This window comes from Oleiagrimonas sp. C23AA (assembly GCF_011759385.1).
GTDB lineage: Bacteria > Pseudomonadota > Gammaproteobacteria > Xanthomonadales > Rhodanobacteraceae > Oleiagrimonas.
On the sequence record NZ_JAARLY010000001.1, the window covers coordinates 668,729 to 693,242 of the forward strand.

At 63.5% G+C, this 24,514-nt stretch carries 30 protein-coding genes; 19 read left to right on the top strand and 11 right to left on the bottom strand.

The annotated features are described in order from the left end of the window. Nucleotides 1-44: 44 nt before the first annotated feature. Nucleotides 45-1,415, bottom strand: coding sequence for a nodulation protein NfeD (locus HBF24_RS02815; RefSeq protein ID WP_240922065.1), 1,371 nt, complete (start codon nucleotides 1,413-1,415; stop codon nucleotides 45-47). A 112-nt stretch (nucleotides 1,416-1,527) separates the two neighbouring features. Between HBF24_RS02815 and HBF24_RS02820 the strand changes: the two genes are divergently transcribed. The 5 genes from HBF24_RS02820 (at nucleotide 1,528) to HBF24_RS02840 (ending at nucleotide 6,158) form a co-directional block, all read left to right on the top strand. Further along, nucleotides 1,528-2,592, top strand: coding sequence for a methyltransferase (locus HBF24_RS02820; protein WP_167168549.1), 1,065 nt, complete (start codon nucleotides 1,528-1,530; stop codon nucleotides 2,590-2,592). Continuing rightward, nucleotides 2,589-3,296, top strand: coding sequence for a pseudouridine synthase (locus HBF24_RS02825; RefSeq protein ID WP_167168552.1), 708 nt, complete (start codon nucleotides 2,589-2,591; stop codon nucleotides 3,294-3,296). The genes HBF24_RS02820 and HBF24_RS02825 overlap by 4 nt, the downstream gene beginning before the upstream one ends. Next, nucleotides 3,293-4,198, top strand: a complete 906-nt coding sequence (locus HBF24_RS02830; RefSeq protein ID WP_167168556.1) for a pseudouridine synthase — start codon at nucleotides 3,293-3,295, stop codon at nucleotides 4,196-4,198. The genes HBF24_RS02825 and HBF24_RS02830 overlap by 4 nt, the downstream gene beginning before the upstream one ends. 17 nt (nucleotides 4,199-4,215) lie before the next feature. After that, nucleotides 4,216-5,778 (top strand): YdiU family protein, encoded by a 1,563-nt coding sequence (locus HBF24_RS02835; RefSeq protein WP_167168559.1) that lies wholly within the window; start codon nucleotides 4,216-4,218, stop codon nucleotides 5,776-5,778. A gap of 137 nt (nucleotides 5,779-5,915) precedes the next feature. Then, nucleotides 5,916-6,158 (top strand): DUF2188 domain-containing protein, encoded by a 243-nt coding sequence (locus HBF24_RS02840; RefSeq protein WP_167168562.1) that lies wholly within the window; start codon nucleotides 5,916-5,918, stop codon nucleotides 6,156-6,158. 104 nt (nucleotides 6,159-6,262) lie between these two features. Here the strand turns inward: HBF24_RS02840 and HBF24_RS02845 are convergent, their stop codons facing one another. Next, nucleotides 6,263-6,688: an OsmC family protein gene (locus tag HBF24_RS02845; RefSeq protein WP_167168564.1), complete on the bottom strand. Its 426-nt coding sequence runs from the start codon at nucleotides 6,686-6,688 to the stop codon at nucleotides 6,263-6,265. Nucleotides 6,689-6,946: 258 nt separating this feature from the next. Here HBF24_RS02845 and HBF24_RS02850 point away from each other — a divergent pair, with 258 nt between their 5' ends. The 3 genes from HBF24_RS02850 to HBF24_RS02860 all read left to right on the top strand — a co-directional run bounded on the left by HBF24_RS02850 (nucleotide 6,947) and on the right by HBF24_RS02860 (nucleotide 8,552). Beyond that, on the top strand, nucleotides 6,947-7,144 hold the full coding sequence (locus HBF24_RS02850; protein ID WP_167168567.1) for a hypothetical protein: 198 nt from the start codon (nucleotides 6,947-6,949) through the stop codon (nucleotides 7,142-7,144). Between the two features lie 65 nt (nucleotides 7,145-7,209). Continuing rightward, the gene (locus HBF24_RS02855) at nucleotides 7,210-8,130 is read left to right on the top strand and encodes a formate/nitrite transporter family protein (protein ID WP_167168570.1); all 921 of its coding nucleotides are present in this window, start codon (nucleotides 7,210-7,212) and stop codon (nucleotides 8,128-8,130) included. 35 nt (nucleotides 8,131-8,165) lie between these two features. Further along, the gene (locus HBF24_RS02860; RefSeq protein ID WP_167168572.1) at nucleotides 8,166-8,552 is read left to right on the top strand and encodes a TIGR03067 domain-containing protein; all 387 of its coding nucleotides are present in this window, start codon (nucleotides 8,166-8,168) and stop codon (nucleotides 8,550-8,552) included. 86 nt (nucleotides 8,553-8,638) lie between these two features. On the opposite strand, the gene HBF24_RS02865 is transcribed toward HBF24_RS02860, so the two are convergent. Further along, a complete protein-coding gene (locus HBF24_RS02865; RefSeq protein WP_167168575.1) occupies nucleotides 8,639-9,754 on the bottom strand; it encodes an alkene reductase in 1,116 nt (371 codons plus the stop codon). A gap of 246 nt (nucleotides 9,755-10,000) precedes the next feature. On the opposite strand from HBF24_RS02865, the gene HBF24_RS02870 reads away from it, so the two are divergent. Together HBF24_RS02870 and HBF24_RS02875 are read left to right on the top strand one after the other, a co-directional pair. Then, the gene (locus HBF24_RS02870) at nucleotides 10,001-10,198 is read left to right on the top strand and encodes a CsbD family protein (protein WP_167168578.1); all 198 of its coding nucleotides are present in this window, start codon (nucleotides 10,001-10,003) and stop codon (nucleotides 10,196-10,198) included. Nucleotides 10,199-10,356: 158 nt separating this feature from the next. Further along, nucleotides 10,357-11,310 (top strand): cation diffusion facilitator family transporter, encoded by a 954-nt coding sequence (locus HBF24_RS02875; RefSeq protein ID WP_167168582.1) that lies wholly within the window; start codon nucleotides 10,357-10,359, stop codon nucleotides 11,308-11,310. A gap of 27 nt (nucleotides 11,311-11,337) precedes the next feature. On the opposite strand, the gene HBF24_RS02880 is transcribed toward HBF24_RS02875, so the two are convergent. Next, a complete protein-coding gene (locus tag HBF24_RS02880; protein WP_167168585.1) occupies nucleotides 11,338-11,823 on the bottom strand; it encodes a hypothetical protein in 486 nt (161 codons plus the stop codon). An 845-nt stretch (nucleotides 11,824-12,668) separates the two neighbouring features. Between HBF24_RS02880 and HBF24_RS02885 the strand changes: the two genes are divergently transcribed. The 3 genes from HBF24_RS02885 to HBF24_RS02895 all read left to right on the top strand — a co-directional run bounded on the left by HBF24_RS02885 (nucleotide 12,669) and on the right by HBF24_RS02895 (nucleotide 14,217). Beyond that, nucleotides 12,669-12,878 (top strand): cold-shock protein, encoded by a 210-nt coding sequence (locus tag HBF24_RS02885; RefSeq protein ID WP_167168587.1) that lies wholly within the window; start codon nucleotides 12,669-12,671, stop codon nucleotides 12,876-12,878. Between the two features lie 107 nt (nucleotides 12,879-12,985). Continuing rightward, complete coding sequence (locus HBF24_RS02890) at nucleotides 12,986-13,828, top strand: alpha/beta hydrolase (protein ID WP_167168590.1); 843 nt, start codon at nucleotides 12,986-12,988, stop codon at nucleotides 13,826-13,828. Between the two features lie 86 nt (nucleotides 13,829-13,914). Beyond that, on the top strand, nucleotides 13,915-14,217 hold the full coding sequence (locus HBF24_RS02895; protein WP_167168593.1) for a DUF962 domain-containing protein: 303 nt from the start codon (nucleotides 13,915-13,917) through the stop codon (nucleotides 14,215-14,217). A 41-nt stretch (nucleotides 14,218-14,258) separates the two neighbouring features. Here HBF24_RS02895 and cqsA read toward each other — a convergent pair whose 3' ends face one another. The 4 genes from cqsA to HBF24_RS02915 form a co-directional block, all read right to left on the bottom strand. Next, nucleotides 14,259-15,518, bottom strand: a complete 1,260-nt coding sequence (cqsA, locus tag HBF24_RS02900; protein ID WP_167168596.1) for an alpha-hydroxyketone-type quorum-sensing autoinducer synthase — start codon at nucleotides 15,516-15,518, stop codon at nucleotides 14,259-14,261. A gap of 112 nt (nucleotides 15,519-15,630) precedes the next feature. Beyond that, nucleotides 15,631-16,671: a response regulator gene (locus HBF24_RS02905; protein ID WP_167168599.1), complete on the bottom strand. Its 1,041-nt coding sequence runs from the start codon at nucleotides 16,669-16,671 to the stop codon at nucleotides 15,631-15,633. Next, nucleotides 16,668-18,068 (bottom strand): HAMP domain-containing sensor histidine kinase, encoded by a 1,401-nt coding sequence (locus tag HBF24_RS02910; protein ID WP_167168601.1) that lies wholly within the window; start codon nucleotides 18,066-18,068, stop codon nucleotides 16,668-16,670. Before HBF24_RS02910 ends, HBF24_RS02905 begins: the two co-directional genes overlap by 4 nt. Nucleotides 18,069-18,082: 14 nt before the next feature. Continuing rightward, a complete protein-coding gene (locus HBF24_RS02915; RefSeq protein ID WP_167168604.1) occupies nucleotides 18,083-18,484 on the bottom strand; it encodes a cytochrome c in 402 nt (133 codons plus the stop codon). A gap of 104 nt (nucleotides 18,485-18,588) precedes the next feature. Between HBF24_RS02915 and tcdA the strand changes: the two genes are divergently transcribed. Continuing rightward, complete coding sequence (gene tcdA, locus HBF24_RS02920) at nucleotides 18,589-19,419, top strand: tRNA cyclic N6-threonylcarbamoyladenosine(37) synthase TcdA (RefSeq protein ID WP_240922067.1); 831 nt, start codon at nucleotides 18,589-18,591, stop codon at nucleotides 19,417-19,419. Here the strand turns inward: tcdA and HBF24_RS02925 are convergent. Next, nucleotides 19,410-20,225: a TatD family hydrolase gene (locus tag HBF24_RS02925; protein WP_167168814.1), complete on the bottom strand. Its 816-nt coding sequence runs from the start codon at nucleotides 20,223-20,225 to the stop codon at nucleotides 19,410-19,412. The genes tcdA and HBF24_RS02925 overlap by 10 nt on opposite strands. 240 nt (nucleotides 20,226-20,465) lie before the next feature. Here HBF24_RS02925 and HBF24_RS02930 point away from each other — a divergent pair, with 240 nt between their 5' ends. After that, complete coding sequence (locus tag HBF24_RS02930; protein WP_167168607.1) at nucleotides 20,466-21,002, top strand: glycine zipper 2TM domain-containing protein; 537 nt, start codon at nucleotides 20,466-20,468, stop codon at nucleotides 21,000-21,002. 50 nt (nucleotides 21,003-21,052) lie between these two features. Beyond that, nucleotides 21,053-21,544, top strand: coding sequence for a glycine zipper 2TM domain-containing protein (locus HBF24_RS02935; protein ID WP_343162698.1), 492 nt, complete (start codon nucleotides 21,053-21,055; stop codon nucleotides 21,542-21,544). A gap of 93 nt (nucleotides 21,545-21,637) precedes the next feature. Here the strand turns inward: HBF24_RS02935 and HBF24_RS02940 are convergent, their stop codons facing one another. Further along, nucleotides 21,638-22,072: a cell wall hydrolase gene (locus tag HBF24_RS02940; RefSeq protein WP_167168610.1), complete on the bottom strand. Its 435-nt coding sequence runs from the start codon at nucleotides 22,070-22,072 to the stop codon at nucleotides 21,638-21,640. A 442-nt stretch (nucleotides 22,073-22,514) separates the two neighbouring features. After that, entirely contained in the window at nucleotides 22,515-23,333 is an 819-nt protein-coding gene (locus HBF24_RS02945) for a folate-binding protein YgfZ (protein WP_167168613.1), read from the bottom strand. 134 nt (nucleotides 23,334-23,467) lie between these two features. Between HBF24_RS02945 and HBF24_RS02950 the strand changes: the two genes are divergently transcribed. From HBF24_RS02950 to sdhD, 3 genes are all read left to right on the top strand, one after another. Then, the gene (locus HBF24_RS02950; RefSeq protein ID WP_240922068.1) at nucleotides 23,468-23,665 is read left to right on the top strand and encodes a DUF1674 domain-containing protein; all 198 of its coding nucleotides are present in this window, start codon (nucleotides 23,468-23,470) and stop codon (nucleotides 23,663-23,665) included. A gap of 71 nt (nucleotides 23,666-23,736) precedes the next feature. After that, the gene (sdhC, locus tag HBF24_RS02955) at nucleotides 23,737-24,129 is read left to right on the top strand and encodes a succinate dehydrogenase, cytochrome b556 subunit (protein WP_167168616.1); all 393 of its coding nucleotides are present in this window, start codon (nucleotides 23,737-23,739) and stop codon (nucleotides 24,127-24,129) included. Then, complete coding sequence (gene sdhD / locus HBF24_RS02960) at nucleotides 24,126-24,512, top strand: succinate dehydrogenase, hydrophobic membrane anchor protein (protein WP_167168618.1); 387 nt, start codon at nucleotides 24,126-24,128, stop codon at nucleotides 24,510-24,512. The genes sdhC and sdhD overlap by 4 nt, the downstream gene beginning before the upstream one ends. The last annotated feature ends 2 nt before the right edge of the window (nucleotides 24,513-24,514 follow it).

Here is a 24,514-nt window from a genome sequence, read left to right on the forward strand (position 1 = left end):
GCACTCCTTGAGAAAAGAAAACCGCTTGCCAACGGAGGAAAGATTCAGGCCGCTTCCACGCGCAGTACCAGGCCATCGCGGGCCAGCACGCGCACTTCGGCGCCGGCGGCCAGCGCCGCGTCGCCGGTGACGCGCCAACGCTCGCCGCGAATCATGGCCCATGACTGGCCGCCAGCCGGCAAGGCCTGCAACAGCGGACCGCGTGCATCCAGCAGCACATCATCGCCGCTGGCCTTGCGTCGGTGCCGTGCCCGCACCACGAACCAGATAATGGCGCCGAGGGTGGCGATGGCGCACACGGCGATACCGGCAATGACGCCAACGTCGACGCCAAAGCCCGGCACATCGCGATCAAAAAGCATGATGGACCCCAATACGAAAGCAATCACTCCGCCCACTCCCATGGCGCCGATACCGGCACTGAGCACTTCGCCGATCACCAGGGCCACGCCCAACGCCATCAGCGCCAGACCGGCATAGTCCACCGGCAGCATTTGCAGGGCATAAAGCCCTATCAAAAGGGCGATGCCGCCGGCGATACCCGGCAGCATGGCGCCGGGATGAAAGCCTTCCAGCACCAGACCATAAATGCCGGCCAGAAGCAGCAGATAGGCGATGGTGGGGTTGGTGATGACACCCAGGAACCGGCTGCGCCAGCCGGGCGCGTAGTCGCGCACGCTCAGCCCGGCGGTGTGCAGCGTTACGGTGCCGGACGCCAGGGCGACCTTGCGACCGTCGGCCTTGGCCAGCAGTTGCTGGGCATTGTCCGCCAGCAGGTTGATGACGTTCGCCCGCAGTGCCTCGTCGGCGGTCAGCGTGGCCGCGCCGCGCACGGCTTTTTCCGCCCAGGCGGCATTGCGCCCATGACGCTGTGCCAGCGAGCGGATGTAGGCGACCGCGTCGTTGGCGGTCTTGGTCTGTTCGGCGTCGGCTGAAGGCTTTGCCGCCGTGCTGCTGGAAGCGGCTTCCGAAGCGTCTGGCATCGGCGTGCGCGCACCCATGCGAATGGGCGTGGCCGCTCCCAGATGGGTGGTCGGTGCCATCGCCGCCAGCGGGCAGGCATAGAGCAGATAGGTGCCGGCCGATGCCGCGCGGGCGCCACCCGGCGCCACATAGCCAATGACCGGCAGCGGCGAGGCCAGCACCGCGCTGATCATGTGGCGCATGGAAGAAGAAAGCCCGCCGGGGGTGTCCAGCTCAAGAACCACTACGCGTGCGCCATCGGCCTGGGCCTGGCGCAGCGCGCGCTGCATGTATTCGGCCATGGCCGGTCCAATCGCACCATCGATGCGAATGCGTGCCGCAAAACCTGCCGAGTCCGTCGGCGCCGACACCGGGCTGGCGATAACCGAGACCCCGCCGACGCTGAGCATCACGGCCAGTACGGCGAGCAGGCGGCGTAGCGTGGCTTTCATCTCATCCTCCGACATGACGCCGGTTCCCCTTGGCATCTAGCTTAGCGCAACGTCGGCCGCGCGCGGTGCAACCGTTACAATGGGCGTCCGCCACCACTCGCTGCCTCACACCATGTCCGTTGCGTCTGCCCTTGCCATTGATCCCGTCCTCGATGCGTTGCGCCTGGCGCTTCAATCGCATCACCTTGGTGCGGGCGAGGCGGGCAGCACACTGTTTCTGCGCGCCCGCGCCGATGGCGCGCTCCGGGCCGACATGGACGCGCACTGGACTTGCCAGCAAAGCCTGAAGCCGCTGGCCGATGCGCTGGGGCGCAGCGGACTGAGCGTGGTGAGTGAGGCGCCCGCAGAACGCTTTGCGCGGGTGATCGCCTTGCCGCCACGCCAACGTCAGGAAGCCCGTGCCGTGCTGGCACGGGCCGTCGCCTCATTGGCGCCAGGCGGCGTGGTCATCGCCTGCATGCCGAATACGGAAGGCGCCAAGTCCGGCGAGGCGGACCTGCGCCGGCTGGTCGGCGGTCAAGGACAGCTTTCCAAGCATAAGTGCCGCGTATTCTGGGCGCGGCCTGGGGCGCAAGACATCGACCACACGCTGCTGGCCGAGTGGCTGGCACTCGATGAGGTGCAACCGATTCTCGATGGGCGCTATGTCAGTCGCCCGGGGCTGTTTGCCTGGGATCGCATCGATGCCGCCTCGTCGCTGCTGGCCGCGCAATGGCCGTCGGACCTGCACGGCCGCGCGGCGGACCTGGGCGCCGGCTGGGGCTATCTGTCCTGCCAGCTGTTGACCCGTTGTGCCGGTATCGAGAGGGTGGATCTGTTCGAGGCCGAAGGGCGGGCCATCGAGCCGGCCCGGCGCAATACGCAAGCCGCGGCCAAAGCCAATGGGGTGGACGTGAACGTGCATTGGCACGATGTCACTGCCGGGCTGCCGGCGCATTACCAGGTGATCATCGCCAATCCGCCGTTTCACCAGCATGGGCGCGCCGATCTGCCCGCGCTGGGTCAGGCGTTCATCCGCAGCGCTGCGCAGGCACTGGCGCCGGACGGACGGTTCTGGATGGTGGCCAATCGGCACCTGCCGTACGAGGCCACCCTGGCGATGCATTTCTCCGATGTGCAGATTCGTGCGCAAGCCGATGGCTTCAAGGTATTCGAAGCACGCGGAGCGCGCGCATGAAGCTGCTGCGCCTGATTGCCAACCTGGGCTATGGCAGCCGCAAGCAGGTCACGGCGCTGTTTGGCGAAGGCCGCATCACCGATGTCCAGGGCCAGCCGCTGTACGCCGATGACGTGGTCGACCACGGGCAAGTCCGCCTGGACGGCGAGCCATTGGACCCGGCGCCGGGCATGGTGTTGATGCTCAACAAGCCGACCGGTTTCACCTGTTCGCACAAGGATGCCGGACGCCTGGTATACGGTCTGCTGCCGCCGCGTTTCGCGCACCGCAAACCGGTACTTTCCAGCGTTGGCCGACTGGATCGCGATACCTCCGGCCTGCTGCTTTTCACCGACGACGGTGCCTTGTTGCACCGGATCATTTCACCGAAGAAGCATGTGCCCAAAACCTATGAGGCGGTGCTGGCCGAGCCCTTGTGCGACAGCGCGGAGGCCACGTTCGCCAGCGGCACGCTGATGCTGGAGGGTGAAAGCACACCATTGGCGCCGGCCAAGCTGGAGCGCATGGAGCCCAAGCGCGTGCGTGTCACCGTCAGCGAAGGGCGTTATCACCAGGTAAGGCGCATGTTCGCCGCGCTTGGCAATCACGTCACCGCGCTGCATCGCCTTGAGGTGGGCGCGCTGACACTGGGTGCCCTGGAAGAAGGCCAGTGGCGCCTGCTTGGCGAGCACGATATCGCGCAGATATTTGCCGCATCGCCATGAAGCCTCACGGCGCCAGCACCGTGTACCTGCACGCGGCCGGGGTGCCGCTGATCGATGCCCTGCATGCCAGGTTTCCGCAGATTGACCGCGCCACCTGGCGCCAGCGCTTCCAGCGCCAGCGTGTGCTCGATGAACAGGGCCGCGCGCTGGAGGCCGATGCGCTTAGCCACGCCGGCCAGTGCGTGCACTATTTTCGCGAAGTGGCCGATGAACCGCGTATCGATGCCGCAGAGCATGTCGTGCACGCTGATGCCGATCTGGTGGTGGCCGACAAACCGCCACTGTTGCCGGTGATGCCGGCGGGGCGGTTTGTCAGCGAAACCCTGCTGGCGCGGCTCAGGTCATGCCTGGGCAATCCCGATCTGGTGCCGCTGCATCGCATCGATCGCGACACCTCTGGCTTGGTGCTGTTTTCCGCACGCAAGGCCAGTCGTGCCGCGTATGTGCAGCTGTTTACCTCGCGCCGTATCGAGAAGATCTATCAAGCGCAGGTGCATCTTGCAAAAGCGGCCGAACTGCCGACCGAGCGCGCCTCCCGCATCGTGCGCGGCGAGCCGTTCTTTCGCATGTGCGAGGTCGAAGGCCGCGCCAATGCGCACACGCGCATCGAGGTGATCGCGCGTCATGGCGATCTGGCCACGGTGCGTCTGCAACCGGTCACCGGGCGCAAACACCAGCTGCGCGTGCATATGGCGGCGCTGGAAGCGCCGATCCTCAACGATCGCCTGTATCCGCAGCTGGGCGAGGTCGACAGCGATGATGCCGATCGCCCCCTGGCACTACTGGCGCACAGCCTTGCCTTCATCGACCCACTGACCGGCAAGCGGCGCGTGTTCCATAGCCAGCGTATGCTGGCGCCCCTTGCATCGGCGCCGGATGGGCCGGATATGCATGGGCAGTGACGCCATTGATGAATCCCATGCCCGCGCTGAACTTTGACAACCTTTTTGTCCGCGAACTACCCGCCGACGCCTCGCGCGAGCCAGGCCCGCGGGCGGTGGAGGGCGCCTTCTTCACGCCGCTCGATCCGACGCCGGTGGCGCAGGCGAATATGCTCGCGTGGTGGCCGGAAGTGGCCTCGGCATTGGGTCTGGACGACGCTGACATGCAACACCCGGACATGGCCCGCGTGCTGGGCGGCAGTGCCGTCCTCGATGGCATGCAGCCGTACGCCAGCGTGTATGGCGGGCATCAGTTCGGGCACTGGGCCGGCCAGCTCGGCGACGGACGCGCGATCCACCTGGGTGAGGTGATCGGGCGTGACGGCGAGCGCTGGGACATGCAGCTCAAGGGTGCGGGGCCGACGCCATACTCGCGGGGCGCCGATGGCCGCGCCGTACTGCGCTCGTCATTGCGTGAATTTGTCTGCAGCGAAGCGATGCACTATCTGGGTGTGCCGACGACCCGTGCGCTGAGCCTGGTCGACACCGGCGAGCATGTGGTGCGCGACATGTTCTATGACGGCCACCCGAAAGCCGAACCCGGTGCCGTGGTGTGCCGCGTGGCGCCTTCGTTCGTGCGTTTCGGGCACTTCGAGCTGCCGGCTTCGCGCGGTGACATCGATCTGCTCAGCCGGCTGGTCGATGTAGTGATCGGGCGCGACTTTCCGCATATCGGCGTTAGCCAGCCGCACGCCCGCGGTGACTGGTTTGCCGAGATCTGCCAGCGCACGGCGCGCATGGTGGCGCACTGGATGCGGGTCGGTTTCGTGCACGGGGTGATGAACACCGACAACATGTCCGTGCTCGGCCTGACCATCGATTACGGGCCGTACGGCTTCATCGATGAATACGATCCGGACTTCACGCCCAACACCACCGATGCGCCGTCTGGCCGCTACCGCTTTTCGCATCAGCCACGGGTGGCCTACTGGAACCTGACCCGTCTGGCGGGCGCACTGGCGCCACTGTTTGGCGATGACGTGGAACCGCTGCATGCCGGCCTCGCCTTGTACGAGCGCGAACTGGCCGCGTGCGAGCGCGCCTTCACCGCCGCCAAGCTGGGCCTGACCCAGGCCGACGAAGACGACATGGCACGTATGCAGCAGTTCAAGGCGCTGCTGGCCCGTGGCCGCATGGACATGACGCTGGCGTTTCGTGCACTGGCTTCACTGAATCCGGAAGCGCCGGATATCACGATATTTGGCAATGCGTTCTATGACATGGCGGCCCGCGATGCGGTCGGTACTGATCTGCAGCAGTGGTTGACCGCTTACGCTGAACGAGTCCTTGCGCAGGATCTTCCGGCTTCCGAAAGGCGCCAACGCATGGATCACGCCAATCCCTGGATGCTGCCGCGCAATTACCTGACCCAGCAAGCAATCGAGGCAGCGGAGCTGGGCGACTTGCAGGAGCTGCAAACCTTGATGCAGGCGGTGCGCCAGCCTTATCGGGAGCAGCCTGATCAAGCCCGGTTTGCCGCACCACGCCCGGCCTGGGCCACGCATCGCGCCGGCTGCTCGATGCTGTCGTGCAGTTCGTGATGCAAGTCCATGGCGGTTAACCTTTTTTTACCTTGCATTCACGCATGCTGGGTGTCGCGCCTGTAAAGGGTTCGCCGCCCGCTGCTTTGACGTGCAGACCGGGGGATGACATCGGGGCGCACACGACGAGGTGGATCATGGCCGAACCAGCATTCGTATTGTTCGTTCCTTATGCCGATGGTGGCAGCGCGTGGGTAGTGCGTCGCGCACGCACGGTGGTTCAGCAGCATCGCAGCCAGCGTGAAGCGGTGTCGGCCGCGCGTGAAATGGCTACTGACATGATGGGGCGCATGGGCACGCACAATGTGCGGGTGGAAGTACAGGACGCCGCAGGTGGCTGGCGGGTGCTGCCGCTGCAGGAAGAAATGGGCAACTCCTGAGTCTGCCCTAGGCATTTAGTGGAGCTGGCAAAAGATAAGGCCGCCACGCATGGTGGTGACGGCCTTACCAGGTGCTTACGGGTTGCCTGCGATCAGTGCCTCCATCAGTTGGCCAGCTGCGCCTCCATGGTGATCTTGGCGTTCAGCAGCTTGGACACCGGACAACCTTCCTTGGCCTTGTTGGCAATCTTCTTGAACGTTTCGGCATCGGCGCCGGGTACCTTGGCCTGCACGGTCAGGTGTACGGCGCTGATCTCGAAACCGTCGTCGACCTTGTCCAGCGTGACATCGGCCTTGGTATGGATCTGCTCGGGGGTAAGATTTTCCTCGCCAAGCATCAGGGACAGGGCCATGGAGAAGCAGCCGGCATGGGCCGCGCCGATCAACTCTTCGGGATTGGTGCCCGGTCCGTCCTCGAAGCGGGACTTGAACCCGTAAGGGGCCTCCTTCAACACGCCGGTTTCGGTGGAAATGACACCCGAGCCCTGCTTGATGTCACCTTTCCAGACGGCAGATGCGGACTTGTTCATGGAAACCTCCTGCAACGGTGGGGAAGGGCGAACGCGCCTGTCGACGCATCCGTTACCTGTTCGAGTCTAAGGCCCTGGGCGTTGCAACCAAGTATTACCCAGGAAGCCGGTTCAGGTGCCGGCCAGTCTGTGACGGAAATTGAGCGAGCTGTTCACAAGCGCTTCGCAGATGGCCTGTCTACCATGCAGTTGTCCGGTCAGTACGCTGCAACGCGGCGCTGATAGAAAGGGCAGGCAAACGCAACAAGGAGTATCACCATGACCGTGCTGATCTGGGACCCGTCCCTGCTGGAAACCGCCGATGAGGCCCCGCTGCCGGGGATGACGGCCGATCAGGCGGCGCGTTTCAAAGCGCCGCGACCGACCCAGTTGATGCGCCCCGAGCATGCTTCGCCCGAGCGTCTTGCCGAACGCGCCGGTTCGGTAGCGCTTGCCGCGCAGGCGCAGACGGCCTGACCATTCATGAGCGCTCGAGGCTGCCGTTTCTCAAGGTGCATCCTGTGCCTTAACTATGGCTGCCCATGAGCGGCCCCGGGCGCAGCGCGGACGAGGATGACGCGCGCCACGAGCACCAGGATGCATCCGCCGGTTCCGATGACAACCTGCCTCCCTCCCCAGAGGAAGAAGCCGAGGACGGTTTCGAGCTTTCCGAAGACGAGCAGGGCGAGGTCGCGGCCAAATTGCCACCGCGACCCACGGTGCTGCACGAAACCATTCGGGTACAAGGCGAGACCGAGCTGCGGCGGCACGCCTCGGCGCTGATCTGGTCGTCACTGGCGGCCGGCCTCTCCATGGGCTTCTCGATGATGGCGCGCGGTTTGCTGCACTCGCTGTTGCCGCCTTCACCATTGCGCTACCTTATCGAGAACCTGGGCTACACGGTGGGCTTTGTCATCGTGATTCTGGCCCGCCAACAGCTATTTACCGAAAACACCATGAGCGCGGTGCTGCCGATGATGACGCACCCGGGGTGGCGCCAATTGGCGCGCCTCCTGCGTTTGTGGTCAGTCGTGCTGATGGGTAACCTGGTCGGCGTGGCTCTGTTCGCCTATGGTCTTGGGCATCTGGACTTGTTCGATGCCAGCACACGGCGCGCCATGGGCGTGCTCGGCACCGAGGTGATGCACAACGATGCCTTGCAGATGTTCACCAAGGGTATTGTCGCCGGATGGCTGATCGCGACCATGGTGTGGCTTATTCCGGCCGCCGGCGATTCGAAACTGGCCATCATCGTGGGCACCACCTATTTGATCGGGCTCGGCGGATTCACGCACATCATCGCCGGCTCGACGGAGGTTTTGTATCTGGTGTTCCAGGGACAGCTGGGGCTGGGGCATTATTTGGCATTCGCCTTACCGACGCTGGCCGGGAACATTGTCGGCGGCAGCTTCATCTTCGCGCTGATCAGCCACGCCCAGGTGCGCAGCGACCAGGGCGGTTAGACCGGATACACACTTTTCGCCGGGGGCGCTACCCCATGACAGAGAATACGGCACGCGACATGGCGCTTCTGCAGGGGCGCTGGCGACAGACCGCTCTGGAGGCCGACGGACAGATCGATCCTGTCGACGATATTGGCGAGCCCGGTGCCATCACCGAGCTGAGCGGCGACAGGTTTTGCGTGACCGCTCGCGATGGACGCGTGCTGCTGAAAGGGCGTTTCGAGCTCGATGCCGATCATGACCCGCCGCATATTGATTGGATCGATGCCATCGGCGTTGATGTCGGCAAGCGGTTGCGCGCCATCTACTTACTGGGTGCGCAGCGCTTTGAGTTCATCGCCGCCGATGCGGACCTGCCACGACCGCAAGTGTTCCGTACGCGCCAGGGACAAACGCTGCGTCGCTTTGAGCGAGTCGAGTGATCCGGGAAATGGGCTGATCCAAATCATGTGACGCCGAAAAAAAAAGCCGGGTCGAGCCCGGCCTTTTTCTATCGCTGATATGACAATCAGGCGGCGCGGATCTGCCCCTGCATGCCTGGCCAGTCGCTGTAGCCGACCGAGTCGCCGCCGTACCAGTACTCCTTGGGCGCGTCGGCCAGCGGCGCTCCGGTGCGCAGACGTTCGACCAGGTCCGGGTTGGCGATGAACGCACGGCCAAAGGCGATCAAATCCGCCTGGTGCGCATCCAGCGTCTTCTCGGCCAGTTCGCGCGTGTAGCGATTGTTGGCCATCACCTTACCCTTGAACCGCTTGGTCAGCGCGTGCAGGTCGACGCCATCTGGGCAGTCACGGCTGAGCTGGGTCACTCCCTCGATAATGTGGAGATAGGCCAGACCACGTTCGGACAGCGCGTCAATGTACTGGCCGTAGGTGGCCATCACGTCGCTGTCCAGCGGGCTGCCGCCGGGCTGATCGGTGGTGGGCGAAATGCGGATGCCAACGCGGTCGGCCCCCCACACGTCGATCACGGCATCGACCACGGCCAGCGGGAAACGCAGGCGATTCTCGATGCTGCCGCCGTAGATATCGTCGCGCTGGTTGGTCGAGTCACGGATGAACTGTTCCAGCAGGTAGTTGTTGGCTGAATGCACTTCGACGCCATCGAAGCCGGCGGCCTTGGCCTGTTGCGCAGCGTGGCGGTAGTCCTCCACCAGGCCCGGAATCTCATCGGTGTCCAGCGCGCGGGGCGTGACGTGATCCTGCATGCCCTTGGCGGTGAAAGCCTGGCCTTCCGGCTTGAGGGCCGAAGGCGCTACCGGCAACTTGCCGCCTTCCTGCACATCGGGGTGTGATATACGGCCGGTATGCCACAGCTGCAGGAAGATGCGCCCTTCGTGACGATGCACGGCATCGGTCACGCGCTTCCAAGAGGCCACTTGCGCGTCGCTCCAGATGCCCGGTGTAAAGGCGTACCCCACCGCCTGCGGCGAGATATTGGTGGCCTCGCTGATGATCAGCCCGGCGTCGGCGCGCTGGGCGTAGTAGTCGGCCGCGTAGATGGGAGGCACGCCCTGCGCATCGGAGCGGCTGCGGGTCAACGGCGCCATCACGATGCGGTTGCGCAGCGTCAGGTCACCCAGGGTCACTGGCTCGAACAGGTGGCTATGACCGGAATCACTCATGTCGGGTCCTTTCAATGGAAAGTGGCTTTTCACTAGGTACCCCCGCACCCGCTGTCAGAGATGGGGTGGCGTGCGGGCAATGCAAGTCGTCAACGGGCGCCTCACGAAGCCGCCGTTGCGCTGAATGGCCGTCGATAAATAGGGCGATGATTTGCGCATTTGGCGACTGCGATTCAGGTGACGGGTGCTGTACTCGACGTGCCGTCACCGACACGGCTTGTCTCACCGCAAGCAGGAGTGAAAACCATGAATGAAGATCGCATCAGCGGCCAGTGGAAACAGATCACCGGCAAGATCAAGTCCAATTGGGGCAAGCTCACGGATGACGACCTGACGCGCGCCGAAGGCGACATCGAATACCTGACCGGTAAGGTGCAGGAGCGCTACGGCGTGGCACGCGACGAGGCCCGTCGTCAGGTCAAGGAGTTTGAGCGCAACCTGTAAGGAGCTGCCTTCAATCCGAACCGGGTGCGCCTTTCCTGGTGGCGCACCGGTAATGCCGCTCCGGTGCCGTGATCCGGAGCGGCATTTTTTTGTGCGCGCAACGTGAACGTTTGCCTGAGGTTAGGTCTGAGCGTGTCGCGGCCGGCCATAATGGAGGCATGGCTCGATCACACACCAAACGACCGCAGGCGGCACCGTCATCCAAACAGTTGGTGGTCTATGCGGCGCTGGCCGGTAATGCGGCCATCGCCATCACTAAATTCATTGCCGCCGGCTTCAGCGGCTCCTCGGCGATGCTTTCGGAGGGCGTGCACTCGCTGATCGACACCGGCAATGAAGGGCTCCTCCTTTACGGCATGCATCGCTCCAAGCGCCCGGCCGACGGTGCGCATCCGCTGGGCTATGGGCGCGAAATGTATTTCTGGAGCTTTCTGGTCGCGGTGATGATCTTCGCACTGGGCGCGCTGGTGTCGATCTATCAGGGGGTCCAGCACCTTATCCATCCCGACCAGCTATCCGACCCGTATTGGACCTACGGCGTGCTGGCCGCCTCGTTCGTCTTCGAGGGCACGTCCTGGTGCCTGGCATTGCGCGAGATGGGCAAGATCAAGGGGCGCGAAGGCTACGTCACCGCCGCCCAGCGCAGCAAGGACCCCAGTACCTTCAGCGTGCTGTTCGAAGACAGTGCCGCCTTGCTGGGGCTGATTGTGGCGGCGATCGGCTTCACCGGTGGCTATTATTTTCAGCTGCGCTGGGCCGATGGTGCGGCCTCGATTGCGATTGGACTGGTGCTGGCTTGCACCGCGCTGTTCCTGGGGCGCGAGACCAAGGCACTGCTCATAGGTGAACCTGCGCATCCGCATGTCAGTGACTCGGTCCGCACGCTGGCCGAGTCCGATGACGCGGTGCAATGTGTGCACGATGTCATGACTATGCAGCTGGCGCCCAACCAGGTGGCAGTGGCACTGGGCGCCGAGTTCGCCGACCAACTGACCGTGCCCCAGGTCGAATCACACGTCGTGGCCATCGAAAAACGTTTGAAGCACCGTCACCCGGAAATCGTCGCGCTGTTCGTCAAGCCACAGGAGCGCGCCCAGCTTCCCGGCGACTGAAGGCCGGGAAGCGCATCGGGCGGGTGTTCAGAGCGAGCCACCCTCCGGCGGCCCGGCCTCCGGGAAGTCACAGCTCTTTCCATGCAGCGCATTTTTCAGCGAGCGTGCCAGCGACGCGCAACGCTCGGGCAACAGCTTGCGTTCCTTCGGGTCCATCGATTGCTCCAGCAACGTGTGCCGCATGGCCTGGTAGTGGGCTTCGATGGTGTCAGGACGATAAATGCCGGCAGCCCGGTGGCAGGCTTTGTAGGTGGACAAATAGACATCGCAAACCGGAATGCCCGTGTATTCGGGTAGGTTCCTGTCGCTCTCGCCAGCAGTCTTTACCCGTGGTGCATGCTTGGCCGCCTCGGGTTCCTGGTGCGGGGCCGGCGTTGATGGCGTCGACTCGGGAGTGGCGATCACCTTGGTTTCCTTGGCGGTGTCCGGACGGGGGGAGTGACCTGCACAGGCGGTCAGTGTCAGCGGTACGCTCAGCCAAGCAAGGCGGCGCAGGATTCGGGGCAGGGGCATACGATGCAGATTCCGGTTTTTACGAGGTTCAGCACGTTGGGCAAGGCCACGTGCAAAGGCCAGCGCCTAGAAGCCTAGCAAAGGCGATCATCCAATTGGCTTTGGTTAAGTCTTGTGAAGAGATCAACACGACAGTTGGCTGGCGTTCATGAAAACCCGGGCCCATGCCCGCCATAGCCGCGCTGAATACACCGGTGGCTTCCTGCCATTGGTTCCCAGCCAGACCTGCAAGCGGGTGCGATAGGCTGGAAGGGTAGTCTGACCGACTGCCCAAGTCGGGCACTTGTCTTTTGATATGCCGAATAACCTTAGGAGAGAGGTTGGCGGGAGGGTGTGGCGGCTTATGTTTCACGGGGCGGCGCCTTGGAGACGCCTATACTGGGTAGCCTCGAAGTGGCTAAACAGCGCCATTTGTCCTGGTTTCGCCAACCACGCGGCTAAGCTGGAACGTTGATGCCGTTATCGGTGCGGGGCGTAACGGCTTGCGAGGGCATGTCGGTGGCAGGCCGCTTTCGGTACAAGCGAGCGATTAACGTTTGAGCCAGCCCCGTTATGATCTGGCTTGCCGGTAGAGGTCTGTTTCCTGCAACCACAAGGCATTATCCCCCGAGTGGCTCCATAATCGCGCAAGAGCTAGCTTGACCTTTGTCTAAGGGTGGATAAGGACGAGTACGCGTCACCAAATTTCCGTTATGCTTGGGCTACTGCGTTTGCTCGGTTCCACCCGTGATCCGATGGGGCTTGCCGTTAATTGAAGGCAACATCGTCTCCTCGAGTTTCCTTGCAACCAGTAAGTCGTCGGCCTCGAGGGGGGTCGGCTTGTCTTTGTATGTTTGGAGTGAGTCATGTCGGATCGTGAAATCGGCACGGTTAAGTGGTTCAACGACGCCAAGGGCTTCGGCTTCATCAGCCGTGACAGCGGCCCGGACGTTTTCGTGCACTTCCGCGCCATCCAGGGCACCGGGTTCAAGAGCCTGCAGGAGGGACAGCAGGTCAGCTTCAAGGTGGTGCAGGGCCAGAAGGGTCTGCAGGCCGATGAGGTGACGCCGGTCTGATCGGTGCATGGCTCCTCCTATCGAGTTGCCATGGACAAAGGGTCGGCGGTGCCGACCCTTTGTTTATATATGAGTGGCGACTGACGCTGAGAGAGTAAGCCGTGGCCGTGAGCGAGCAGCGTATCGAGCACGCGCAGGCGCCTGCTTGGTCGCAATTGCAGGTGTGCGATGCGCCGGTGGCTCACGGCCTTTACTTTGTGCCGGCGATGGGTGTGGCCGCCCGTCACTATCAGCCGCTGGCCGAAGCCATGGCGGCGCAGGGTGTGGCCATGGCCGTGCACGAATGGCGTGGTTTGGGTAGCAGCCAGATTCGCGCCTCACGCCAGCGCGACTGGGCGTATCGCGAGCTGCTGGACGATCTTGCCGTCGGCTGGCAAGCGGCGCGACAGTGGCAACCTCAGGTGGCATGGTCGCTGGGCGGGCACAGCCTGGGCGGTCAGCTGGCCTGTGTGCTGGCAGGACTCACCGAAGCACCGCCCTCACAGCTGACTCTGGTGGCCAGTGGTGCGCCGTACTGGCGAGCTTTTCCCTACTGGTGGGCGCCGCTGCTTTATGCCGCCTATGCGCTGGTTCCGGCCGTGGTTGGTGCCTGCGGCTACTTTCCCGGGCGTCGCTTGGGTTTTGGCGGCCGTGAGGCGCGCGGCGTGATGCGTGACTGGGCCCGCAGCGGACGTCGTGGTCGCTATGCCGGTGCAGGCATGCAACAGGATCTGGAACACGCTTTGGCACGTGTGCAGGCGCCCGTGTACGGCCTGGTGATGGCGCATGATGTGTTCGCGCCGAACGCATCGCTGAGCTTTCTGCTGGCGAAAATGCCGAAGGCACCAGCCCGCATCAGTCACCTGGATGGTCAGGCGCTGGGTGCTAGCGCCAACCATTTTGCCTGGATGCGCCAGCCCGCCGCGGTGGTGGACATGCTGGCGCCCATGTTACTTGATGCTTCTGGCTAAAGCGTCGTTGGCGATGTGCCGTTGGCATGCGAGCGATACCGGCGCATAGTCCGGGTTCGATCCTCCATATCGGAGTTTCCCGGGCCATGCAGCGCTTCCAGAGTTTTCGCCAGTTCTATCCCTACTATCTGTCAGAGCATCGCGATCGACGATGTCGCCGGCTGCACTTTGCGGGCAGCCTGGGTGTGCTGGCAGTGCTGCTCTGGGCGTGGATCAGCGCTGATCCGTGGTGGCTGCTGGCCGCGCCACTGATCGGGTACGGCTTTGCCTGGATAGGCCATTTCGGCTTTGAGCACAACCGACCGGCGACCTTCAGCCACCCGCTTTACAGCCTGGCCGGCGACTGGGTGATGTTCTGGCAGATCCTGACCGGCCGTATGCGCTTGTAGAAGGTTCGTGCCGGCGCTCACCGGCACGAACCCAGCATCGATCATGCGACCTGTTCCAGCGCGTCCACCGGGCGGCGGCGTCGCCGGCTGGCACTCCAGCTGTCTACGCGCATGGCTTCGCGAAGACGACGGCAAGTATCGATCAGGCGCTCGACATCGGCTTCGCTCATGCCCGCGTTGAGTGTCAGGCGCAGCAACGAGCGATTGCGTGTGGTGGCCGGTGCGCTGAACACCGAGCCGAAGATGCCATGGGCTTCCAGCAGATCACGCACATGGGCGGTGAGTGTTTCCACGCCCGCTTCGAAGGCGATGATCTGCTCGCTGCCATCCTCTATGGGATAACCCAGCGCTGCCAGCGCGGCGCGCACGCGCATGGTGATCGAACGAAGCCGTTCGCGCCGTTCATCGGCTGCAGCGATCACACGATGGGCCGCGGCCAAGCCGGCCACATCGTGAGGTAGCAGCGCCGAGCTGAAAATGGCCGGAAAGGCTTCGCAGCCAAAGTAATCCTTGAAGGCGCTGTTGCAGGCGATGAAGCCCGCTCTTGAGCAATATGCCTTGGCCAGGCTGACGGTGACGAAGTGCACCTTCGGCATCAGTCCGAGGCTGGCCACCAGTCCCTCCCCATGACGGCCGTGTGTGCCAAGCGAGTGCGACTCGTCGATCACCAGCACGCAGCCATGGCGGGTGCCGATGTCGACGATCTCGGCCAGCGGCGCCAGACTGCCGTTGGTGCTGTAGATGGCATCGACCACGATCACACCCGGCCCGTGGCGCAGTACGTGACGCTCCAGGTGCGCCGGTTCGTTGTGCAGGATCGGCACGGCACGCGCGCCCGCGCTGCGGATACCCTCCCAGAGTGAGGCGTGCGCCAGCATGTCGATGTAGACCGGCACGCGTTCGTCGGCAATTGACTGCAGCAGGCCAACGTTGGCCGCGTAGCCCGATTGCGCCAGGATGCCGGCCTGACTGCCCACGGCCCGCGCGAGGGTGACTTCCAACTGGTGCAGCGGATCGGCTTCGTCCTGCATGAACAGCGCCGACATCATCATGCCCTGACCATGACGGGCAAGGGCTTCGCGTTGCGCCTGTTCGATGTCCGGGTGGCCGGCGATGGCCAGGTAATCGTTGCTCTGCAACAGCAGGTCGCCAGGTTCCGGGCGGCGGCCGCGCAGGATATGTCGCCCGCCCCAGTCCACGGCAACGCGCTGGTGATAGAAACGCTCGACCCGTTGCTGTACGAAAGCCGGCAACGGGGCAGCCGCCGGGGGCGGCACAACAGGGGTAAGTGCGTGCATCATAGGACTCTCTCGTTGGTTGGGTGCAGGTCCATCTGCATGTCGGAGGCCCATACGGGCCCACGGCCGGTTGTCCGCACCGGCATGTTTCGAAAGAGTCGTCAGGTGCTTGCTGTCAGCCGGCGCTGTCGGGGATCAGAGACGAGGGGACGTCCTGGTCCTGTTCGCGCAGCCACTGCCGGTAGGACTTCACGTGCTGCAGCTGGAATCGATCCACCTGATCGATCAAGGCGTAGTAGTACCACTGCTCGCCCCGCACGGCGGTGGCCGGATGCAGCTGCGAGAGCGGCGTATGCGTGGTGCTGTGGTAGTAGCCGTCACGCGTCTCGAACCACGCCAGTTGTTCACCGTCGCGCAGCGCGTCGAGCAGCGCTTGTGGCGCGCCCTGGTCACTGGCGATCTCGAAATGGGTGCGAAGGTCATCCTCGGTCTGCACCAGCAGGAAGCGTCCGTGGCCGTCCTCATCCAGCAGCAGCAGGCCAGTGGGGTTGGCGTGCACGTAGCATTCGATGGCTGCGAAGCGCCGCTGCATGGTATCGATGACGTCGGCAAAGGCCGGGTCGCGCAGGAAGTTGAAATTGCCCAGTGCCAGGGTTTCAGATACAAATGCTGCGGCGCGCTGGAAATAACGCTGCTGAAGGTCAAAAATCGCCATCTGCAGCTTTTGCATGGCGTTGGGATCACTTTTGCGGATGAAGCGGTCGATCAGACCCGAGTTGAACGCTTCGATGGCGGTGGCATCATCAGCGCGGCCGGTGAGAAGAATCTTGCCGATATGCGGATTGCCCAGACGCCTGCAGAAGGTCAGACCATCCATTTCAGGCATGGTGTGATCGACCACCACCACCGAGACTTCGGAAAAGCGCTCAGGATCGTAGACCACGCGATGGATGGAATCGACATCCAGCGCCACCAGCTCCTGGTTTTCCGATGGCTTGTCTTTCCAGCGATACAGCCAGCCGCCTCCGGGGACGGGACGGCTGCCGCCGTGGCCGAGCACGGCCAGTGCCCGGCGCGCCGAGTTGAAGCCGCGCACGTGCAGGCTCGCGTCCAGCAGCAGCGGCACCATCCCTAAGTATTCCTCGTGATCGTCCACCAGCACGGTGGTGGTGGGAAACTGGAACGGCTGGATGCCTGCGCTCACGTCCAGACTCATGTGGATTCGGCGTCCTCCCAACGCGGAAACTTCAAGACGAACTGCGTGTATTCACCCCAACGTGAGCTACAGGATATATCACCTCCCATCCGCGTCATCGCATCGCGGACGAAAGCCAGGCCGATACCCAGCCCGGCCACGCCTCCACCGCCATCGGCATGGGAGTAGAAGCGGTTGAAAATGCGCGGCAGCACATCCGGCGCGATGCCCGGACCGGTATCGCGAATGATGATGGCCGGCTGCGGGTTGCCGACATCGATGCGCAGACGGATCGTGCCGCGCCCGGCGCGGCCGGTGTGATGCAATGCATTGCGCAGCAGGTTGAACAACACATGCACCAGCAGCGTTTCGGAGCCGCGAAGCTTGAAATCCTGGTTACCATCAACGAACACGCGTTCACGCTCGACGCGCGATTCGTATGGGTAGCGACGCAGTGCCTGATCGACACAGAAGCGCGCCGACAGCGTTTCAAAAGGCAGTTCACCGATGGGCCGCGCGGCCAACAGAAGCATGTCGATCACCGTGTTTGCGTAGGTGACCTCGCGTTCCATGGCCTCGACGCTGCGCTCCAGTGCCTGGATGTGCGCGGTGCGCAACTCGGCCACCGGCAAGCCGGCGCGCTGCGCCAGGTGCTGGCTGCGCAACAGGTCGGGCAGGTACCGCTGCACCGCCTGGGCGGCGATGCGCAGTGAACCCAGCGGCGTGCGCAGTTCGTGCGCGATATTGTTGGAAGCGGTGGTGAGCGCTTCGACCTGCGACTGCTCCGCGATGTTCTGCGACACGCTGCAGGTGGCGCCGCCCACCAGCGCAAATACCAGCAGCGGCAGATACTCCAGCAGCGCCATGGCCGGTAGCGTCTGCTGGTGAAAGCAAAGGTAGGTGAGTATGGCCATCACCGTGCCGGTGCTGAACACGATCAGGAAACTGGCCAGATCGAACAGCATCATCATCAGCATGACCGATGCCAGGTGCGTCATCCACCAGGCGGGGGTCGCGTTGCGCAGGGTCATGTAGCCGCAGAAATAGGGTAGTGCCAGCGTGATTACGGTGTACCAGTAACTGGGCAGGAAGTTCAGCGCGCGGCGCGGCCACCAGCGGATCAGGGCCAATGGCACGAATAGCGCGGCGACCACCACGCGCAGCCAGAAATTTTCGTAGGGCTGCGGGAACAGATAGCGCCAGACGGGGTAGTAAACCAGCATGCTGAGCGAGCCGACGGCGCCGATGGCGACCATTTTCGGCCGCGAATAGCGAGTGCGGCGGAACATGGTGCCTTCCAGGCGCGACAGCAGGCGGGCCAACCGCCAGCCGCTCCAGCGCAGGCTGGCGCGCAAGGAGCGCCTTGGCGCGCCGCGTGGGCGCTTCACATCACGCAGGAAGGATCGAGACCGGGCCATGGCACCCTCGGCGCTCAGCGGTACTGGCGATGGCAGTCATCGCAGCGCTGTGCGATGGCGCTCACGGCGGCGGCCATGGCCTCGCAGTCGGCGGCAGACACGGCACGGGCCGCGGTCACGGCCTGCTGCAGGTGTTTCGCGGCCTTGGCGAAACCCGGGTCCAGTGGTCCGGAATCGGCGCCGAAGGCCGATGGAATGTCGCTATCCACGGCGTCCAGTCGCGCCAGCTGTGCTTGTATCTTCGATGCCTTGCAGGCGGGGTCCGCCAGCATCTTGCGCGTGGCGACAAGGTGATGCTGCATCACCACCATCACGCCTCGTGGGTAGGCATCGCGCAGGCGCAGGGCGTTGCCAATCATGGTCGCCCCCACGGCACCGACGACAAGACCGAGCAGGACAAGCAAAAGTGCGCGCATGAGGGCGTGGGTCCTTGTGCAATGAGGCAAGATCCGTGCGCTGTTCGCTGCACGGCCGTAAAATGACAGTCTTTCCCTGAATAGCAATTGGATCACCAAAGCCCATGGCCGTCCAAGCCAGCATGTCCGGCACACCGGATGCCATCGATCTGCTTGCCGAGCGCTTTGCCGGCATCGAACGCCTGTACGGTATCGGCAGTGTGGCGTATTTGTCGCGCATGCATGTGTGCGTGATCGGCATCGGCGGGGTCGGCTCGTGGGCCGCCGAGGCACTGGCGCGCAGCGGTATCGGCACCATCACGCTGATCGATGCCGACGAGGTATGCGTCAGCAACACCAACCGGCAGATGCATGCACTCGATGGGCAGTACGGACGTCCGAAGGTGGCGGTGATGGCCGAGCGCATGCGCGCCATCAACCCCGGCCTGAGCGTGCATGCGTTGGAACAGTTTCTCACCGTGGGCAACATGGATTCGCTGCTCGATCGCGATTACGATCTGGTGCTGGACGCCTGTGATGCGTTCCGGGTGAAGGTGCAGGCCATTGCCTGGTGCCGGCGGCGCAAGCTGCCGATGATCACCTGTGGGTCGGCGGGCGGGCGGACCGATCCCACTCAGGTTCGCGTGCGTGACCTTTCACGCACCGAGCATGACGCCATGTTGTCGCTGGTACGCAAGAAGCTGCGCCAGGAGTTTGGCTTTCCGCGCAACGCGGCACGTTTCTTCAGTGTGCCGGCAGTGTATTCGCTGGAGAACGTGCGCTACCCGCAGGCCGATGGCAGCGTGTGCGGCACCCGGCCGAGTGGTTCGGACGCGCTCAAGCTCGACTGCGGCGGCGGCTTGGGCGCCGCCACGCATATCACCGCCACGTTTGCCTTTGCCGCGGTCGGCAAGGCGCTGGAGAAGCTGCTCGAAAAGCGCTCCAATCAGTCTTGATGGACTCGCTCGCCGGCTGGTGCGGCTTCGGATACATCGAGGTCGGGCAGGCCAAACAGCCGCCGCGCGTTGGCGCAGGTGGCGCGTGCGATGGTCGCCGGATCCTCATCGCGAATGCGCGCTACCGCGTGCGCCACTTCACCCAGCCAACACGGTTCGTTGCGCTCGCCCTGGTGTCCGGATCCGGGCTGATCTGGCGCGTCGGTTTCCAGCAACAGTTGCTCCAGCGGCATGGAGGCCACCACCCGGTGCAAGCGCCGGGCACGGTCATAGGTCAGGGGGCCACCCAGACCGATGTGGATGCCCAGCTGCCAGAGTTGGCGTGCCTGCTCCTCGCTGCCGGCAAAGCTGTGCACCACACCACGCACGTTGCTCGTCTTGCGCAGCGTTTGCAGCACTTCTTCCTCGGCGCGGCGCGCATGCATGATCAGTGGAAGGTCGTGCCGGCGCGCCAGCTCGATTTGTCCATGGAAATACCGGCGTTGCAGGTCGGGCTGTGGATGGTCGATGAACCAATCCAGGCCGCATTCGCCGATGGCCACCGCCTGATGGGTATCCAGCCATTCATCCAGGGCCCCTAGGTGCGCGTGGCGATGTTCTTGCGTGAAGTAGGGGTGCAGGCCGTAAGCCGGATACAGGTGCGGCATACGGTTGCACAGCGCGTGGACGCGCGGCCATGTGGAGGCGCTGGTCGCCGGTACCACCATGGCGCGGATTCCCGCTTCGCCGGCTCGCCTGCACACGGCCTCGCGATCGGTATCGAAGGCGGGCATGTCCAGGTGGATGTGGCTGTCTATCAGTGCCAATGACATATCGAAATGGTCCTCGTACCTGACTCAGCCGGCAAGTCCAGAAACTTCATCTGTCGCGTTCAGGTTTGTCGTGAACGACCCCAAGATATTGATAAAACGTTATTTACGGCTTCACAGGCTGTGTTTTCCTGCCACGGCACCTTAGAGCCCATTCAGATTGGCGATGCTTGAATGCCACAGGTCACGGGCGCCACGGCGTGCCCACTGGCTGGGGTATCAACCAGGAGGAACTACATGAACAAGTGGCTGAGTGTGAGTGCGAGCGTCGGTCTGGCAGTGGTGACTGCCGGCGGTCTGGCTGGCTGCAATAACAACGCAAGCGCCGAAGGCCCGCAGTATGCAGACGTGGTCAGCGCCACGCCCATCAAGAAGACCGTCAATCATCCGCGCAAGGAATGCCATAACGAGACGGTGACCCGTCACAAGCCGGTCAAGGACAAGCACCAGATTGCCGGTACTGCGATTGGCGCCGTGGTTGGCGGCTTGGTGGGCAATCAGGTCGGCGGCGGCAATGGCAAGAAGCTGGCCACGGTGGCAGGTGCAGTCGGCGGTGGCTACGCGGGCAAGAAGATCCAGGAGAACCATCAGGAAAACGCCACCTACACCACCACCGAGCAGAAGTGCGCCACGGTCAATAACACCAGCACCAAGGTGGTCGGTTACAACGTGACCTACAAGTACAAGGGTCAGACTCATACCACGCGCATGGATCACGATCCGGGCAGCCGCGTGAAGGTCAGCGAGGGCCTGTCGGTATCCGACGCCAACTGATCGAGCGGGCGCTTGCCTGAATCATAGTTTCCATTTTCAAGGAGAAGGCCATGCAGATGTTCAACAACAATTCCCGCTGGCAGCTGCTGTGCATTGCCATCGTGTCCGGTGTCATGTTGTCGCTCGCCGGTTGTGCCACGAATGGTTATGGCAACACCGGCACCCGTTATGGCACGCAGTACGGCGGTGGTGGTGCACCGGCGCGCTGCAACAACTGCGGCACCGTGCAGTCGGTTCGCCAGGTCTATGTGCAGAAGGATTCATCCACGCTGGGCACGGTGATCGGTGCGCTGGCTGGCGCGGCACTGGGCAATACCGTGGGCAAGGGCGATGGCCGTCAGGCCGCTACCGTCGCAGGTGCCGTTGCCGGTGGCGCGGCAGGCCATGAAATTGGCAAGCGCAGTGGCAACCAGGTGCCTGCCTATCAGGTGGTGGTGCGCATGGACAACGGTCGCACGGCGACGGTGACCCAGCGCGATGATCCGCGTGTGCGCCGGGGCGATTACGTGCAGGTCCGCGACGGTCACGTCTATCTGCAGTAATGCCGCAGGCTGCCAGAGCAAAAAAGCCCCCGTTTTCCAACGGGGGCTTTTTTGTTGCCAGATGGCAGAATCAATAACCAGATCAGGGCGTGGTCAGTTCACCGCGTAGAACGCATGATCGCCAATCGTCTGCAACAGCGTGCCGTGCGACCACTTGGGTGAAATGTCCGTGGTCGCGAAGTGATCGGCCCGCGGCACCACCAGGGTGCGCTTGTCGGCCGGTAGGCGCCAGATGGCGAGCGATTCGCCGGCGATCTTCCAGGCCTTTTCCCAGGCCTTCTTGTTACTGATCGAATAGCTGCCGGGCGTTGCCGTGATGGCGAACTGATGCGGCGCTTCGACCACGTTGCAGACCGTCTTGCCCCAGGTGCCGCGTTCGCGGCGACGCAGGGCGACCTCGGCGACGGCGAACTGGCCGAGGACCGGCTGGCTGCGCGCCTCCAGATAGATCGTTGTAGCCAGACACGTCTGGTCAGCCAAAGGCTTGGGCAGGATGGAAGCCATCCAGAGCAACCAGGCGAGTTTCATTGTGTGCTGCCTCCTAAGCTGTACGCGCGTTCCCGGTATAGGGGAAGGAACGAGCGCCTGGGCGGTGGACGTGCAGTTCGTCCCACCAGTCGTTGACCGCTGTGCCAAGGTACGGCACAGGGCGAGTGACGCCGTTTTCAAAACGACGTGCTCGGTTGTTCGGTTGTTCGGCCAGTTTGTTGACGCAGCCAGGGGTGATGTGGGGGCTGCGTACGTAACTTTGGGGCAGAGTGCACCCCAGTATTCTTTGACGATGCGCCGTTGTCGGTGCTTCGCTCGCGGCGATCCGGATCTTCCGGTTCGTCGCGCCAAACAGAGTCTGCCTCGAGGGTCAGTTGTCCAAAGCTGCGCGGAATCTAGTGGCTTAACTTAAAAATATCAAGTGCCTGTGACTTTACACACAGCCATGTATTCATGGCTGATCCAGCATTGTGATGGCGTCTCAATCGCCGTAGCGCCGGGTAATCCGCACGCTCGCCGGTGCCTCAAGGGGCAGTGGTTGGTCACCTGCCGCCTCAGCCGTTTCATCGCGCATCACGACCAGCGCCTGCCAGCCTTCCGGCGTGGGCAGGGCGCCAAGCAGCAGGCCGATGTCACGACCATCCTGCTGCCAGTGTGTGGGCAGGGCGTTGATATCACTTTCACCCTGCACCTGCGTCAGGTGCTTTTTGTGTTTGCCACGGAAGTGGATTCTCGCGGCGACCTCCTGACCCGGATAACAGCCTTTGCGATAGCTGATCGCGCCCAGGCGCTCAAACGACAACGCCGGCGCCAGCAGTGACTCGCGGGCATGCTCGTGCAGCCAGGGGATACCGTCGGCCAAATCCCGCTGCTGCCACTGTGTGCCGCCCTCGGTGCCGCCTTCGGTCCAGGCAATGGCAAAGTCACCGCGCCCAAGCGTCAGCGCCTGGGGTGAACCCTGCGCGATGAAGGCAGGCAGGGCGGGCGCGTCGGTCAGTGTGCCTTCTTCCAGTAGATGCACGCGCACGCGTGTGCGAAGGCGATACATCAGAAGGCGTTTGGCCAGCGCCATGGCATCGCCGCCACGCAGGACCAACACCAGCCGGTCATCGTCCAGTCGTGCCAGCATGAAGAAGGCCAGCACCTGGCCGCGCACATCCAGCCAGCCACTCCACTGCCAATGCCCCGGCGTGAGTGCCTGCACGTCGGAGGTGAATTGGCCATGCGCGAATGTCAGGGCATCTTCGCCTTCGAGCATAAGCACCTGGGTGCGAGTAGCGGCGTAGCGGGTCTGGGACATGAAATTCTTTGCGGTGTGAAAACAGGGAAGGGCATTTGGCCGGGTGCCGGCCGGCTCGCATGCAGGCATGCAAATGCGGCATAATTGACGGCTGAGGTGGTGTTGACCCCGGCGTTTGTCAAGGTTGTGCCACCTTGCAGCAGGTATTACGCTTCTGCGCGCTTTTTCAAGTACCCATGCCGAACAACGTCCCCCAATCCGAACACGACTCGAAACCCGCCCAGGATGCGCCCAAGCGGCCCCAACCTGATGCGGACGAGCGCACCGAAGAACGTCCCGACCCCACACGCTATGGCGACTGGGAAAAGGACGGTCGTTGCATCGATTTCTGAGTAGCAGCCGGCGCAAGGGGATGTCTCGCGCGGCGCGGGACGTTTAGCGATTCCAAAGAAGGATAGCCACGATGGCACAGACCGGGCGACCTCTCTCTCCACACCTGGGCATTTATCGCTGGGGTGTGCAGATGACCACTTCCATCCTGCATCGCGCCACGGGCATCGCCCTGGCCGTAGGCACCCTGGTGGTGCTGTGGGGGCTGCTGGCGCTGGCCGGCGGCGCTGACAGCTGGGCCACCTTCAAGGCCTGCGCCGGCAGCATCATCGGCACCATCGTGCTGATCGGCTGGACCTGGGCGCTGTCCTTTCATCTGTGCAACGGCATCCGCCACCTGATCCAGGACGCCGGCAAGGGTTATGCCATTGCCGACTTCAAGCGTTCCAGCTGGCTGGCCATCGTCTTCAGCGTGGTCCTGACCGTGATCATCTGGGCCATCGTGTTCTCTGGAGGTGCGGCATGAGCGAGAATCTTCGTCATCCGCTCAAGCGCGTGCGCGGTCTTGGCTCGGCCAAGGAAGGCGTGGCGCACTGGTGGACGCAACGCGTCACCGCGGCGGCGCTCATCGTGCTGGCCATCTGGTTTGTGAGCATGCTGCTGACGCTGCTGCATGCCGATTTCGCCACAGCCCACGCCATGCTGGTCAAGCCGTGGAACGCGGTCCTGATGATCGCCTTCACCACCACCATGTTCTGGCACGCCGTGCTGGGCCTGCAGGTGGTGATCGAGGATTACGTGCACACGCGCTGGCTGGAAGTAGTCACGCTGGTGCTGATCCGCTTCCTCGCCGTCCTGTTCGCGCTCGCTTGCGCCCTGGCGGTTCTGCGTGTGGCTCTGGGGGGCTGAGG

What these genes read in the sequence shown, in the direction of transcription:
- HBF24_RS02815 (WP_240922065.1), bottom strand. Translation starts at nt 1,415, where the DNA reads ATGAAAGCCACGCTACGCCGCCTGCTCGCCGTACTGGCCGTGATGCTC.
- HBF24_RS02820 (WP_167168549.1), top strand. Translation starts at nt 1,528, where the DNA reads ATGTCCGTTGCGTCTGCCCTTGCCATTGATCCCGTCCTCGATGCGTTG.
- HBF24_RS02825 (WP_167168552.1), top strand. Translation starts at nt 2,589, where the DNA reads ATGAAGCTGCTGCGCCTGATTGCCAACCTGGGCTATGGCAGCCGCAAG.
- HBF24_RS02830 (WP_167168556.1), top strand. Translation starts at nt 3,293, where the DNA reads ATGAAGCCTCACGGCGCCAGCACCGTGTACCTGCACGCGGCCGGGGTG.
- HBF24_RS02835 (WP_167168559.1), top strand. Translation starts at nt 4,216, where the DNA reads ATGCCCGCGCTGAACTTTGACAACCTTTTTGTCCGCGAACTACCCGCC.
- HBF24_RS02840 (WP_167168562.1), top strand. Translation starts at nt 5,916, where the DNA reads ATGGCCGAACCAGCATTCGTATTGTTCGTTCCTTATGCCGATGGTGGC.
- HBF24_RS02845 (WP_167168564.1), bottom strand. Translation starts at nt 6,688, where the DNA reads ATGAACAAGTCCGCATCTGCCGTCTGGAAAGGTGACATCAAGCAGGGC.
- HBF24_RS02850 (WP_167168567.1), top strand. Translation starts at nt 6,947, where the DNA reads ATGACCGTGCTGATCTGGGACCCGTCCCTGCTGGAAACCGCCGATGAG.
- HBF24_RS02855 (WP_167168570.1), top strand. Translation starts at nt 7,210, where the DNA reads ATGAGCGGCCCCGGGCGCAGCGCGGACGAGGATGACGCGCGCCACGAG.
- HBF24_RS02860 (WP_167168572.1), top strand. Translation starts at nt 8,166, where the DNA reads ATGACAGAGAATACGGCACGCGACATGGCGCTTCTGCAGGGGCGCTGG.
- HBF24_RS02865 (WP_167168575.1), bottom strand. Translation starts at nt 9,754, where the DNA reads ATGAGTGATTCCGGTCATAGCCACCTGTTCGAGCCAGTGACCCTGGGT.
- HBF24_RS02870 (WP_167168578.1), top strand. Translation starts at nt 10,001, where the DNA reads ATGAATGAAGATCGCATCAGCGGCCAGTGGAAACAGATCACCGGCAAG.
- HBF24_RS02875 (WP_167168582.1), top strand. Translation starts at nt 10,357, where the DNA reads ATGGCTCGATCACACACCAAACGACCGCAGGCGGCACCGTCATCCAAA.
- HBF24_RS02880 (WP_167168585.1), bottom strand. Translation starts at nt 11,823, where the DNA reads ATGCCCCTGCCCCGAATCCTGCGCCGCCTTGCTTGGCTGAGCGTACCG.
- HBF24_RS02885 (WP_167168587.1), top strand. Translation starts at nt 12,669, where the DNA reads ATGTCGGATCGTGAAATCGGCACGGTTAAGTGGTTCAACGACGCCAAG.
- HBF24_RS02895 (WP_167168593.1), top strand. Translation starts at nt 13,915, where the DNA reads ATGCAGCGCTTCCAGAGTTTTCGCCAGTTCTATCCCTACTATCTGTCA.
- cqsA (WP_167168596.1), bottom strand. Translation starts at nt 15,518, where the DNA reads ATGATGCACGCACTTACCCCTGTTGTGCCGCCCCCGGCGGCTGCCCCG.
- HBF24_RS02905 (WP_167168599.1), bottom strand. Translation starts at nt 16,671, where the DNA reads ATGAGTCTGGACGTGAGCGCAGGCATCCAGCCGTTCCAGTTTCCCACC.
- HBF24_RS02910 (WP_167168601.1), bottom strand. Translation starts at nt 18,068, where the DNA reads ATGGCCCGGTCTCGATCCTTCCTGCGTGATGTGAAGCGCCCACGCGGC.
- HBF24_RS02915 (WP_167168604.1), bottom strand. Translation starts at nt 18,484, where the DNA reads ATGCGCGCACTTTTGCTTGTCCTGCTCGGTCTTGTCGTCGGTGCCGTG.
- tcdA (WP_240922067.1), top strand. Translation starts at nt 18,589, where the DNA reads ATGGCCGTCCAAGCCAGCATGTCCGGCACACCGGATGCCATCGATCTG.
- HBF24_RS02930 (WP_167168607.1), top strand. Translation starts at nt 20,466, where the DNA reads ATGAACAAGTGGCTGAGTGTGAGTGCGAGCGTCGGTCTGGCAGTGGTG.
- HBF24_RS02935 (WP_343162698.1), top strand. Translation starts at nt 21,053, where the DNA reads ATGCAGATGTTCAACAACAATTCCCGCTGGCAGCTGCTGTGCATTGCC.
- HBF24_RS02940 (WP_167168610.1), bottom strand. Translation starts at nt 22,072, where the DNA reads ATGAAACTCGCCTGGTTGCTCTGGATGGCTTCCATCCTGCCCAAGCCT.
- HBF24_RS02945 (WP_167168613.1), bottom strand. Translation starts at nt 23,333, where the DNA reads ATGTCCCAGACCCGCTACGCCGCTACTCGCACCCAGGTGCTTATGCTC.
- sdhC (WP_167168616.1), top strand. Translation starts at nt 23,737, where the DNA reads ATGGCACAGACCGGGCGACCTCTCTCTCCACACCTGGGCATTTATCGC.
- sdhD (WP_167168618.1), top strand. Translation starts at nt 24,126, where the DNA reads ATGAGCGAGAATCTTCGTCATCCGCTCAAGCGCGTGCGCGGTCTTGGC.